Here is a 12,526-nt window from a genome sequence, read left to right as displayed (position 1 = left end):
TGTTATCCCGAGGGTGGCGGAATCAGCGGATAATCAGCTTCTGGATCAACTTCTGGATGACTTTGCCGTAAGGCGGATAGATCAGCTTCGCCGCGTTCAGGCGCTGTTTGACCAGCACACCCTTGGCCTTGCTGAACGTGAGGAAACCTTCATGGCCGTGGTAATGGCCCATGCCCGACGGGCCGATGCCGCCAAAAGGCATATCGTCCTGGGCCACATGCAGCAGCGTGTCGTTGAGGCAAACACCGCCGGAATGGGTTTCGTGAAGCACGCGGTTCTGTTCGCCCTTGTTGTAGCCGAAGTAATACAGGGCCAGTGGGCGAGGGCGCTGGTTGATGTAGGCAAATGCTTGGTCTAGGCCGCGATAAGGCACGATAGGTAGCAGCGGGCCGAAGATTTCGTCCTGCATCACCGTCATCTCGTCGCTGACATTCAGCAACAGGCTGTGGGCCATACGCCGTGCCTGGCCTTGGTCATAGAGCGCAATTACAGTGGCGCCCTTGTCGGTGGCGTCTTTGACATAGGCATTGAGCCGGGCCTGTTGCCGCTCATTGATGATGGCGGTGTAGTCCGGGTTGTCGGCCAGGGTCGGATAAAACCCACGAACGGCGTTGCTGTAAGCCTCGATGAAACCTTCAACGCGTTCTTCCGGCACCAATACGTAATCCGGCGCCACACAGGTTTGCCCGGCATTCAGGCATTTACCGAAGGCGATACGCTCGGCGGCATCCTTGAGTGGCACATCGGCGGAAACAATAGCTGGCGACTTGCCACCCAGTTCCAGGGTGACCGGTGTGAGGTGCTCGGCGGCCGCGCGCATCACGTGCTTGCCGATGCTGGTGGCGCCGGTGAACAGCAGGTGATCGAAGCGCAATTTGGAAAACGCCATGCCCACTTCAGCTTCGCCCAGCACCACGCACACCAGGTCTTCGGGGAAAATTTTCCCCAGCAGCGCCTTAAGCAGCTCGCCCGTGGCCGGCGTCGACTCGCTGAGCTTGAGCATTACCCGGTTGCCCGCCGCCAAAGCCCCGACCAATGGGCCAATGGCCAGGTACAGCGGGTAGTTCCAGGGGACAATCACCCCGACCACACCCAGCGGCTGGTAGATGACTTTGGCTGACGCCGGTTGGAAGGCAATGCCTACCGCGCGCCGGGAAGGTTTCATCCAGCCTTTGAGGTGTTTGCTGGCGTAGTGAATGCCATGCAAGCTGGGCATCAACTCGGCGAACAGGGTTTCGTCTGCGCTGCGGTGGCTGAAGTCCTGGCTGATCGCGGTGATCAGTGCTTGGCGTTCGTCGCTGAGTACGTCGCGCAAAGCCTTCAGCCATTGCTGGCGCTGTGCAGTTGGCGGCATCGGGTTGGCCGCGTAGGCGCGACGTTGGGCGTCGAACAGGTCCTGGAGTTGATCCAGCGCCTGGGAATCTTGCAGGTAGGCAACGTTGGCAGACATGGCGCAGTTCCCGATTGTTATAGGTCTGCCTGGATTTTTAGAGTCATTGCTCTAAATTGTCAAATGTCATTGCAGCAACATGCGGATTTATCCTGACAAGGATAGGCCGTAAGATGCCCCATCCCGTGTTCAGAAGCTGATCCCCTATGGCACCACGAGTAAAGACCAGCGAGCGCATTGTGCAAACCAGCCTGGAGCTTTTTAACCAGCAGGGTGAGCGCAGCGTCAGTACCAACCATATCGCCGCCCATATGGAAATTTCCCCGGGCAACCTGTACTACCACTTCCCCAACAAGCAGGCGATCATCGCCGTGCTGTTTCGTGAGTACGAAGCGTTGGTGGACAGTTTTCTGCGCCCGCCCCAGGGCCGCGCCGTTACCGTCGAAGACAAGCGTTTTTACCTGCAGGCCGTGCTGGCGGGCATGTGGCGTTATCGTTTCCTGCATCGCGACCTCGAACACCTGCTGGAAAGCGACCCGGAACTGGCCACCGGCTACCGGCGGTTCTCCCAACGCTGCCTGATCCAGGGCGGGGCGATTTACCAAGGGTTTGTCGACGCCGGTATCCTTAATATGGACCCGGTGCAAACCGAGGCGCTGACCCTCAATGCCTGGATCATCCTCACCTCTTGGGTGCGTTTTTTGTGCACCACCAATGAAAATTCCGCGCACTTGAGTGCCGAAGCGATCAAGCGCGGCGTGTATCAGGTGCTGGTGCTGGAGGCGGGGTTTGTCACGCCTCAGGCGAAAGAGGCGGTGGATGCGCTGTTCAAAGAGTTTTACGTGCCGTTGAACCAGGCACTGGAAGAAGTGAAGTAGCACCTTTCCCGAAACTGTTCACAGGAGCCCGTCATGCCGCTTGCCCAACTGATCAGCCCCCAGCAATTGGCCGAACGCCAGAAGGCCGCAGGGCTGGTGATCCTGGATTGTCGTTTTGCCCTCGAAGACCCGGACTACGGGCTGTGCAGCTATGCCGAAGGGCATATCGAAGGCGCGCAATATGCCGACCTTGAGCGGCATCTCAGTGGGCCGGTGACCAAAGGCGTGACGGGTCGCCACCCCTTGCCGGCGGCGGATACGTTGGTTGCGCAACTACGGGCCTGGGGCATCAATGCCAACACCGACATCGTGCTGTACGACGACGGCCCCGGCGCCTATGCCGCCCGCGCGTGGTGGCTGCTGGCCTGGCTGGGTAAGCGTGATGGTGTGTTTATCCTGGACGGTGGCCTCAAGGCTTGGCACGCCGCCGGTTTCCCGTTGAGCCTCGATGCGCCGTCGGTGGAGCCGGGAACGTTCGCCGGTTCGCCGGACAATCACCTGCTGCTGGACGCTGAGCACTTGCAAAAACGCCTGGGTGAGCCGGGCCTCACCTTGATCGACGCCCGTGCAGCGGCACGTTTTCGCGGCGAGGTAGAGCCGATTGACCCGGTTGCCGGGCACATTCCCGGTGCGCAATGTGCAGCGTTCAACGAGAACCTGGGCAGTGACGGGCGCTTCCTGCCGGCCGATCAGCTCAAACAGCGCTTCGCCGCGCAGTTGCAGGGCCGCGCACCGGATGAACTGGTGGCGTATTGCGGTTCGGGCGTGACGGCGTGCCACAACCTGTTTGCATTGAGTCTGGCGGGCTACCCGTTGGGCAAGTTGTATGCGGGGTCGTGGAGTGAGTGGATTACTGATCCCTCTCGGGAAATAGCAACCGGCGACTGAGCCGCCAGGCCTGCAAACCCAATCAAAATGTGGGAGCGGGCTTGCTCGCGAATGCGGAATGTCAGTCGATAAATTTGTGACTGATACACCGCCTTCGCGAGCAAGCCCGCTCCTACATTGTTTAACCGTGTTGTGTCAGTAGCCACTCTGGAATACGGCGTTCAAGATAGTAACTGGGGCGCTTGAGCGTGCCTTCGACAAATCCCACATGGCCACCCTTGGCCAACAACTCAAACTCGGTGCAATCCGAGAGTTCGCTGGCCAGCGGCAAACTGTGGGCGAACACAAACGGGTCATCAGCGGCCTGGATAATCAGGGTTGGCGTGCGGATTTCACCCAGGTAGTAACGGCTCGAAGCGCGGCGGTAATAGTCCTCGGCACTGAGGAAACCGTGCAACGGCGCGGTCACCCGGCCATCGAAGTCCCAGAACGTGCGCATTTTTTCCAATGAACCCAGGGCTTCCAGGGTTTTCAGCCCTTCGGCCCGGCCGTCCTGTACAAAGCGGCTTTGCTTGACGCGGATATACGCCAACATCTCGCGCATGAAATGCTTTTGATACACCCGCGAAAAACCCAGCCCGATGCGATCGGCGCACTGGTCCAGTCGAAACGGCACCGACACCGCCGCTGCGCCTTGCAGCCCGGACGCCTCGCCGGTTTCGCCCAAGTGCTTGAGCAACACATTGCCGCCCAACGAATACCCCACCGCATACAGCGGCGCCAAGGGCCGCTTGGCTCGCAGATGGGCAATCGCCGCCGCCAGGTCTTCACTGGCGCCCGAGTGATAGCTGCGTGCCAACAGGTTCGGCTCACCTGAGCAGCCGCGCCAGTTCAAGGCGGCGCTGGCCCAGCCTTGGGCGGCGAGGGCCTTTTGCAGCCCTGCCACATAGGGCGAGTTGGACGAACCGGTCAGCCCGTGCAGCGCCAGCACCAATGGCGCTTGCGCGTCATGGGGCCCATGCCAGTCGAGGTCGAGAAAGTCGCCGTCGTCCAGCCACAGGCGTTCGCGTTGGCGTTCGATGTGGGTGGTGGGGCGCCACAGCGGCCCCCACAAGGTTTGCAAGTGAGGGTTGCCGAGGCCGAAGGCGGGTTTGAACAGCTCGGAGGACGGGATCATGAAACTCTCGGTAGCAAGCGAACTCACTGTGGCATGCGAGCTCATCGTGGCGAGCAGGCTTGCCCTGCGTTGGGCTGCGAAGCGGCCCCAATAAAGTCACCGTATTCTATTTGTAAGATCGCGGTGCCTGTAGAAGGGGCTGCTTCGCAGCCCAACGCAGGGCAAGCCTGCTCGCCACGACAATCCTGGCCATCACAACAAGCCTGCTCACTACAGTATTCACCTAAGGTTTAAGCAGCGCTTTCGACCAACCGGTGCCACAACGCGTAATACACCCGACCGGACTTCTGCTCCCGGTGCAGGCGCCAGCTGCCTGGCAGGCCGAGGGTAGACGGCGCGGTCTCGCTTTCAGTGTAGATCCATGCGTCGGGTGCCAGCCATTGGCGCTCTTCCAGCAACGCGCAAACCGTCGGCAACAGGTTCTGGTTGAACGGCGGGTCGAGGAACACCACGTCGTATTCGCTGGCCGCCTGGGTTTCCAGGTAGCGCAGCGCATCGGCGGTTTGCACCTGGCCGGTGGTGCAACGCAGCGTGCCGAGGTGTTCCTTGAGGCTGGACACCGCCACATTGCTGGCATCCAGTGCCTGGCCCTGGGCCGCGCCACGGGACAGCGCCTCCAGAAACAGCGCGCCACTGCCGGCGAACGGGTCCAGTACCTTGGCGCCGCCGATATACGGCGCGAGCCAGTTGAACAGGGTTTCACGCACGCGATCCGGCGTTGGGCGCAGGCCCACGACGTCGGGGAAACTCAGCTTGCGGCTGCCCCATTCACCGCCAATGATGCGCAGTTGGCCCACACCGTTATGCACGTTGTGGACAGGTTTTTTCGGGCGAGATGAACTGGCCATTAATGCTCCGGAACCCCGAGCGGCTGCTCGGCGGGTTTATCAGTGGGGGGCGGTAGTGGCTTTTGCGCAATCGTCGGGCCGGCGGTCACGATGACCATCTTGTCGGCGCTCAAGTGTTTATTCATTGCAGCCTTGACCTGCTCTACGGTCAGGGCCTGGGATTGTTTCATGAAATCCTCAAGATAGCTCAGCGGCAGGTTATAGAAACCCATGGCGCCCAACTGCCCGACGATATCCGCGTTGCTTGCGGTGGACAGCGGGAAGCTGCCGGCCAGCTCACGCTTGGCGTCGTCCAGTTCCTTTTGCGTCGGGCCGGTCTTGAGGTAATCGGCCAGCACGTCTTCAACCAGGCGCAGGGTGCCGCCGCTCATTTCGGCGCGGGTCTGCAGGTTGATCATGAACGGGCCACGTACCTGCATCGGCGAGAAACCGGAGTAAACGCCGTAGGTCAGGCCGCGCTTCTCACGCACTTCGCTCATCAAGCGGGTGCCGAAACCACCGCCGCCGAGGATCTGGTTGCCCAGGGACAAGGCGGCGTAGTCCGGGTCGGCGCGGTCGATGCCCAGTTGCGCGAACAGCAAATGGGTTTGCTTGGACGGGAACTCGATATGGCTCAGGCCAGCTTTAGGCTCGGTCGGCTGGGCGATCTTCGCCATAGCCGGGCCTTTGGGCAGCGACGCGGAGACCTTGGCCGTCATGGCTTCCGCCTCGGTGCGAGTCAGGTCGCCCACCACGGCAATCACCGCATTGCCCGCTGCGTAAGCCTTGGCGTGGAACGCCTGCAGCTGCGCCAGGGTAATCGCCGGAATGCTCTCGGGTGTGCCTTCGCTCGGGTGGGCGTAAGGGTGGTCGCCGTACAAACGCTTGAACAGTTCAAGGCTGGCTAGCTTGGCAGGGTTCTGTTTCTGGTACTCAAAACCGGCCAGAATCTGGTTCTTAATGCGCGCCAGGGAGTCGGCCGGGAAGGTCGGCTTGCCGATCACTTGGTCAAACAGCGTCAGGGCCGCGTCGCGCTTGTCGCTGTCGCTCAGGCTACGCAGGGACACCAACGCCATGTCGCGATAAGCGCCGTTGCCAAAGTCCGCGCCCAGGCCTTCAAAGCCGCTGGCGATCTGGCTGACATCCTTGCCTGGTATGCCTTCGTTGAGCATGGCGTTGGTCAGCAACGCAACGCCGGGCGTGGTGCCGTCCTGGCTGCTGCCGGCGGCGAACAGGATGCGCATGTCGAACATCGGCAGTTCGTGGGCTTCGACGAACAGCACCTTGGCGCCTTCGGCGGTGGTCCAGGTTTGCACGTCGAGCTTGCGGTTGGTCGGCGCCTTGCCGTCCAGTTCCGCCAAAGATTGCAGTTTGTTGGCCGATTGCGCCTTGTCCAGCGCCTGGCTGGCCACGGTCTCACTCGGGCGCAGGAAGTACACGGCGCCGGCGGCGATCAGGGTGACGACGACCAGGGCGGGGAAGATCAGGCGGCTGCTTTTGCGATTACTCATGAGCGGTCTCCTCAGGCATAACATGGGCGACGCTCAAACGTTCGCGGGTGAAATAAGTACGTGCGGCTTTCTGGATATCTTCCGGGGTCACGCTTTGCAGGTCGGCAAGCTCGGTGTCCATGAGTTTCCACGACAGGCCAACGGTTTCCAGCGAGCCGATGGCCGTGGCCTGGCTGGTGATGGAATCACGTTGGTAAACCACGCCGGCGATCACTTGGGCGCGGATACGCTCCAGTTCTTCGGTGGTCGGCGGCTTGGCTTTCAACTCGTCGAGCAAACGCCACAGGCCGGCTTCGGCCTGGGCAATGGTCTTTTTCTTCTGCTGGTTCGGCGTGGCGCTCAATGTGAACAGGCTGTCACCACGGGTATAGGCGTCGTAGCTGGTGGAGGCGCCGGAGACCAGCTCTTCACCGCGCTCCAGTTGCTCCGAGATACGTGCGCTGTAGCCGCCATCCAGCAGGGCCGAGAGCAGGCGCAGGGCTTGCACCGAGCGCTTGTCTTCGGCAGTCGCGAGGCCCGGCACGTTGAAACCAAGGATCACGCTCGGCAGTTGGGTCTGCACGTGCATGGTCAGCAGGCGCTCGCCAGGTTCGGCCAGTTCCAGCGGGATCTTGGCGGGTGGCACGTCACGCTTGGGGATTGGGCCGAAGTAACGTTCGGCGAGTTTTTTGACCTCGTCCGGCGTTACGTCGCCGACCACCACCAGCGTGGCGTTGTTCGGCACATACCAGGACTGGTACCAGTGGCGCAGTTCTTCGACTTTCATGCGCTCAAGGTCAGCCATCCAGCCGATGGTTGGCGTGTGGTAACCGCTGGCGGGGTAGGCCATCGCCTTGAAGCGCTCGTAGGCCTTGGACATCGGGTTGTCGTCGGTGCGCAGGCGGCGTTCTTCCTTGATTACCTCGATTTCGCGGCTGAACTCATCGGCCGGCAGGCGCAGGCTGGCCATGCGGTCGGCTTCCAATTCGAAGGCGACGCCCAGGCGGTCACGCGCCAGTACCTGGTAGTAGGCGGTGTAATCGTCGCTGGTGAAGGCATTTTCTTCGGCGCCCAGGTCGCGCAGGATCAGCGAGGCTTCGCCGGGACCGACTTTGGCGCTGCCCTTGAACATCATGTGTTCCAGAGCGTGGGACAAACCGGTCTGGCCCGGGGTTTCGTAGCTGGAACCGACCTTGTACCAGACCTGGGAAACCACCACCGGCGCACGATGGTCTTCGCGCACGACCACTTTAAGGCCGTTATCGAGAGTGAATTCATGGGTGGGTTGTGGGTCGGCAGCCAAGGCTGAAAGAGGCAGACAAACTGTGCTGAGCAGCAGGCCTGCGGCGCGGCGGGCTAGAGCAATCATTCGTGTTTTAACCTGTTGGGCTACCCGCTTGGTCTTAGCGTCGGCGGGCGAGGAGGTGCTAGGATACTGATCCGATTCAGGGGCGGCCACTGCGGCGGTCATATCGTTCCGGATCGAGTCGTAGGGATGTAGGTGTTGGCGCTGGGTTTCCCCGACGATCTTCTACTTTTCGCCGATTTTGTCGCTTCAGTCCTTTATTGAAACGATTTGTTGAGGCCTTTATTTACGCCTTACAAAATGTTGCGCATGAACAAGCGAGCGTTAACGCAGTCTGTTCTGCATCGAATTTATTTACCGAGGCGCCCTGGCGCATCGCTACTTTGAGATAGCCGTCCTCCATGTTTGGTTCCAACGACGACAAGAAGAGCCCAGCTGCGGCTGGCGAGAAAAAAGGCCTGTTCGGATGGCTGCGCAAAAAGCCGCAGGAAACCGTCGTCGAACAGCCACAGGTTCAGCCTGAGCCGATTCCAGAACCCGTCATAGACGCTGAGCCGCCCGCGCCGGTGGTGTTGCCGATGGCCGAGCCGGTGTTGCAACCGGTGGTTGAACCAGAGCCTGCGCCCGAGCCTGAACCCGAGCACAAACCGTGGTTGGAACTGCCGGTGGCTGAAGAGCCTGTGGCACTGGTTGAAGATGTACAGGCTGAGCACGTCACGCCTCCGATTCCTGTGGTTGTTGAACCGGTTGCAGTGGTAGTCGAAGCGCCTGCGCCCGTCACCGTTGAGCCAGAGCCGGCCCCTGTTGTGGTTGCCGCTCCCGCCATTATCGAGCCGCCGGTCGCCCCGGAGCCTGTTGTGGCTGCCGCTGAAACCAGCAAAACCGGGTTCTTCGCCCGCCTCAAGCAAGGCCTGAGCAAAACCAGCGCCAGCATCGGCGAGGGCATGGCCAGCCTGTTCCTGGGCAAGAAGGTCATCGATGACGAGCTGCTCGAAGACATCGAAACCCGCCTGCTCACCGCCGACGTGGGCGTTGAAGCCACTGCCGTGATCATCCAGAGCCTGACCCAGAAGGTTGCGCGCAAGCAGCTGACTGACGCCGATGCGCTCTACAAGTCCTTGCAGGCCGAACTGGCTGCGATGCTCAAGCCTGTAGAAGCCCCGCTGGTGATCACGCCGAACAAGCCGTTCGTGATTCTGGTGGTCGGCGTCAATGGCGCCGGCAAAACCACCACCATCGGCAAGCTGGCCAAGAAGCTGCAGTCCGAAGGCAAGAAAGTCATGCTCGCCGCCGGCGACACCTTCCGCGCCGCTGCCGTGGAGCAGCTGCAGGTCTGGGGTGAGCGCAACAAGATCCCGGTGATCGCCCAGCACACGGGCGCCGATTCCGCCTCGGTGATCTTCGATGCCGTGCAAGCCGCCAAGGCCCGTAACATCGACGTGTTGATCGCCGATACCGCCGGTCGCCTGCACACCAAAGACAACTTGATGGAAGAGTTGAAGAAAGTGCGCCGCGTGATCGGCAAGCTCGACGCCGACGCCCCGCACGAAGTGCTGCTGGTGCTCGACGCCGGTACTGGCCAGAACGCCATCAGCCAGGCCAAACAATTCAACCAGACAGTGCAACTGACTGGCCTGGCATTGACTAAGCTCGACGGCACAGCAAAAGGCGGCGTGATCTTCGCCCTGGCTAAACAGTTCGGGTTGCCGATTCGTTATATCGGTGTCGGTGAAGGCATCGACGACCTGCGCACCTTTGAAGCCGAACCCTTTGTACAGGCACTTTTCGCCGAGCGGGAGCGTTCATGATTCGATTCGAACAGGTCGGTAAACGCTACGCCAACGGGCATGTGGGCTTGCATGAGCTGAGCTTTCGAGTACGGCGTGGCGAGTTTCTGTTTGTGACCGGCCACTCGGGCGCCGGTAAAAGTACGCTGCTGCGCCTGTTGCTGGCGATGGAGCGCCCGACTACCGGCAAGCTGCTGCTGGCCGGCCAGGATCTGGCCACTATCAGCAACGCACAGATTCCGTTCCTGCGCCGCCAGATCGGCGTGGTGTTCCAGAACCACCAGTTGCTGTTTGATCGCACGGTGTTCAACAACATTGCTCTGCCGTTGCAGATTCTCGGCCTGTCCAAGGCTGAAATCGTCAAGCGCGTGGATTCGGCTCTTGAGCGCGTGGCGCTGTCGGACAAGACCGACCTGTACCCAGGCGACCTGTCCACCGGCCAACAACAGCGCGTCGGCATCGCCCGCGCTATCGTGCACCGCCCGGCCTTGCTGCTGGCGGACGAACCTACCGGTAACCTCGACCCACGTCTGGCGGCGGAGATCATGGGCGTGTTCGAAGACATCAACCGCCTGGGCACCAGCGTATTGATCGCCAGTCACGACCTGGCCCTGATCGCTCGCATGCGCCACCGTATGCTGACCCTGCAACGCGGCCGCCTGATCGGTGATGGGGAGGCTGGCGTATGAGTGCCACTCGCAGCCCCAAGGTTTCCGAACGTGTGGCGCCAAAAGCCGCCGACCCGCAACCGCCGAAGAAAAAACGCGACGAAGATGATGGCCCGGATTTCGCCACGCTGCTGCGCGCCTGGATCGAAAGCCATCGCGCCAGTTTGGTCGACAGCCTGCGTCGCCTGGGCAAACAGCCGATCGGCAGCTTTTTCACCTGCCTGGTAATGGCTGTGGCATTGAGCCTGCCGATGGGCTTGTCGCTGCTGCTTAATAATGTTGAGCGCCTGGGCGGTTCCTGGCAGCGTGCGGCGCAGATTTCCCTGTACCTGGACCTCGACACCAGCGCCAAAGATGGCGAGAGCCTGCGCGACGACATCAAGAACCTGCCGGGCGTGGCGGATGCCGAATACATCAGTCGCGATAAGGCGCTTGAAGAGTTCCAGCAGCAATCGGGCCTGGGTGAGGCACTCAAAGAGCTGCCACAGAACCCGCTGCCGGGCGTGGTGCTGGTGACTCCGAACGAAGTCGACAAGCCGGCGCTGGAGGCCCTGCGACAAAAACTCGCAGAGATGCCGAAGGTGCAACAGGCACAACTTGATCTAGTCTGGGTAGAGCGCCTGGCGGCCATCCTTAAGCTAGGCGACCGCTTTGTGTTCGGTCTGACGGTGTTGTTGGTGTCTGCATTACTTTTGGTGATAGGTAATACCATTCGTCTTCATATTGAAAACCGCCGCACCGAGATAGAAGTGATTAAACTGGTCGGCGGCACAGACAGCTATGTGCGTAGGCCTTTTCTGTACATGGGCGCGCTTTATGGCTTTGGTGCCGGGATTTTGTCCTGGGGCGTACTGGCTTTTGGCTTGAACTGGCTGAACGACGCGGTAGTCGGGCTGGCCGGCTTGTACGGCAGCGATTTTGCCCTGGCCGGGGTGCCGGTCGCCGACGGTCTGAGTCTCTTGCTTGGCGCCGTCTTGTTGGGGTATATCGGTGCTTGGATTGCGGTCGCTCGTCATTTACGTGAGCTGGCACCGAAGTAGTTAATGTCAGATTAATGTGGTTTCGTTTGTATTGACCGTATTGGTGGTTTAGGGAACTTGTCCTACGGTTCCCGGTCAATTTTCGCAGTGCTGAACTGCACGAGTTATGTGAGTCGGAGGTTTTTTCGTATGACCACTTCTTTGCAACCTGCTTATGCTCTGGTCCCAGGTGCAAACCTGGAAGCCTATGTGCACACGGTCAACAGCATTCCATTGCTGACGCCCGAGCAGGAGCGTGAACTGGCCGAGAGTCTCTACTATGAGCAGGATTTGGGGGCGGCTCGGCAGATGGTGCTCGCCCACCTGCGTTTTGTCGTACATATCGCCCGTAGCTATAGCGGCTACGGCCTGGCCCAGGCTGACCTGATCCAGGAAGGCAACGTCGGCCTGATGAAGGCTGTAAAGCGTTTCAACCCTGAGATGGGCGTGCGCCTGGTGTCGTTTGCCGTGCACTGGATCAAGGCGGAAATTCACGAGTTCATCCTGCGCAACTGGCGCATCGTGAAAGTCGCGACCACCAAGGCCCAGCGCAAGCTGTTCTTCAACCTGCGCAGCCAGAAAAAACGCCTGGCGTGGCTGAACAACGAGGAAGTCCACCGCGTGGCCGAAAGCCTCGGCGTGGAACCGCGTGAAGTGCGCGAGATGGAAAGTCGCCTGACCGGCCATGACATGGCCTTCGACCCGGCCGCTGAAGCGGACGACGACAGCGCCTTCCAATCGCCGGCCAACTACCTGGAAGACCACCGGTACGACCCGGCACGTCAACTGGAAGACGCCGACTGGAGCGACAACTCCAACCAGAACCTGCACGAAGCGCTGGAAGTGCTGGACGACCGCAGCCGTGACATCCTCTATCAGCGCTGGTTGGCTGAAGAAAAAGCCACGCTGCACGACCTGGCGCAGAAGTACAACGTGTCGGCCGAGCGGATTCGTCAGCTTGAGAAAAGCGCGATGAACAAGCTGAAGTTGTCGATCGCCGCTTAAAACGCAGCGATAAGACACAAAAATGCCCCGGTCGAAAGATCGGGGCATTTTTGTGTGCGGTCGAAAATCTTAAGCCTGACTCGGCCCACTGTGGGAGCTGGCTTGCCTGCGATGAGCATAGGTATCTACACAACTTTTGAAGGCCGCCAAT

General features: G+C 60.6%; 11 protein-coding genes. 6 read left to right on the top strand and 5 right to left on the bottom strand.

What is annotated here, in order from left to right:
* Nucleotides 1-22 precede the first annotated feature (22 nt).
* A complete protein-coding gene (locus K0H48_RS25995; protein WP_219269866.1) occupies nucleotides 23-1,450 on the bottom strand; it encodes a coniferyl aldehyde dehydrogenase in 1,428 nt (475 codons plus the stop codon).
* 146 nt (nucleotides 1,451-1,596) lie between these two features.
* Here K0H48_RS25995 and K0H48_RS25990 point away from each other — a divergent pair, with 146 nt between their 5' ends.
* Both K0H48_RS25990 and K0H48_RS25985 read left to right on the top strand, forming a co-directional pair.
* Nucleotides 1,597-2,268 carry a TetR/AcrR family transcriptional regulator gene (locus K0H48_RS25990; RefSeq protein WP_025859550.1) on the top strand — a complete coding sequence of 224 codons (672 nt, stop codon included), beginning with the start codon at nucleotides 1,597-1,599 and terminating at the stop codon, nucleotides 2,266-2,268.
* Nucleotides 2,269-2,301: 33 nt separating this feature from the next.
* The gene (locus K0H48_RS25985) at nucleotides 2,302-3,156 is read left to right on the top strand and encodes a sulfurtransferase (RefSeq protein ID WP_219269865.1); all 855 of its coding nucleotides are present in this window, start codon (nucleotides 2,302-2,304) and stop codon (nucleotides 3,154-3,156) included.
* A 121-nt stretch (nucleotides 3,157-3,277) separates the two neighbouring features.
* Here K0H48_RS25985 and K0H48_RS25980 read toward each other — a convergent pair whose 3' ends face one another.
* From K0H48_RS25980 to K0H48_RS25965, 4 genes are all read right to left on the bottom strand, one after another.
* Nucleotides 3,278-4,273 carry a hydrolase gene (locus tag K0H48_RS25980; RefSeq protein ID WP_219269864.1) on the bottom strand — a complete coding sequence of 332 codons (996 nt, stop codon included), beginning with the start codon at nucleotides 4,271-4,273 and terminating at the stop codon, nucleotides 3,278-3,280.
* A gap of 230 nt (nucleotides 4,274-4,503) precedes the next feature.
* The gene (rsmD, locus tag K0H48_RS25975; RefSeq protein ID WP_056857682.1) at nucleotides 4,504-5,121 is read right to left on the bottom strand and encodes a 16S rRNA (guanine(966)-N(2))-methyltransferase RsmD; all 618 of its coding nucleotides are present in this window, start codon (nucleotides 5,119-5,121) and stop codon (nucleotides 4,504-4,506) included.
* On the bottom strand, nucleotides 5,121-6,611 hold the full coding sequence (locus K0H48_RS25970; RefSeq protein WP_219269863.1) for a pitrilysin family protein: 1,491 nt from the start codon (nucleotides 6,609-6,611) through the stop codon (nucleotides 5,121-5,123). Before K0H48_RS25970 ends, rsmD begins: the two co-directional genes overlap by 1 nt.
* Complete coding sequence (locus tag K0H48_RS25965) at nucleotides 6,604-7,959, bottom strand: pitrilysin family protein (RefSeq protein ID WP_219269862.1); 1,356 nt, start codon at nucleotides 7,957-7,959, stop codon at nucleotides 6,604-6,606. The genes K0H48_RS25970 and K0H48_RS25965 overlap by 8 nt, the downstream gene beginning before the upstream one ends.
* 338 nt (nucleotides 7,960-8,297) lie before the next feature.
* Here K0H48_RS25965 and ftsY point away from each other — a divergent pair, with 338 nt between their 5' ends.
* The 4 genes from ftsY to rpoH all read left to right on the top strand — a co-directional run bounded on the left by ftsY (nucleotide 8,298) and on the right by rpoH (nucleotide 12,375).
* Complete coding sequence (gene ftsY / locus K0H48_RS25960; RefSeq protein WP_219269861.1) at nucleotides 8,298-9,704, top strand: signal recognition particle-docking protein FtsY; 1,407 nt, start codon at nucleotides 8,298-8,300, stop codon at nucleotides 9,702-9,704.
* A complete protein-coding gene (gene ftsE, locus K0H48_RS25955) occupies nucleotides 9,701-10,372 on the top strand; it encodes a cell division ATP-binding protein FtsE (RefSeq protein WP_003213784.1) in 672 nt (223 codons plus the stop codon). Before ftsY ends, ftsE begins: the two co-directional genes overlap by 4 nt.
* Complete coding sequence (gene ftsX / locus K0H48_RS25950) at nucleotides 10,369-11,391, top strand: permease-like cell division protein FtsX (RefSeq protein WP_219269860.1); 1,023 nt, start codon at nucleotides 10,369-10,371, stop codon at nucleotides 11,389-11,391. The genes ftsE and ftsX overlap by 4 nt, the downstream gene beginning before the upstream one ends.
* A 129-nt stretch (nucleotides 11,392-11,520) precedes the next feature.
* Nucleotides 11,521-12,375 carry an RNA polymerase sigma factor RpoH gene (gene rpoH / locus K0H48_RS25945; protein WP_017139465.1) on the top strand — a complete coding sequence of 285 codons (855 nt, stop codon included), beginning with the start codon at nucleotides 11,521-11,523 and terminating at the stop codon, nucleotides 12,373-12,375.
* The last annotated feature ends 151 nt before the right edge of the window (nucleotides 12,376-12,526 follow it).

The sequence above is a fragment of the Pseudomonas sp. Xaverov 259 genome (assembly GCF_019352915.1).
Taxonomy (GTDB): Bacteria; Pseudomonadota; Gammaproteobacteria; order Pseudomonadales; family Pseudomonadaceae; genus Aquipseudomonas.
This window is presented reverse-complemented; position numbering and strand designations above follow the sequence as displayed.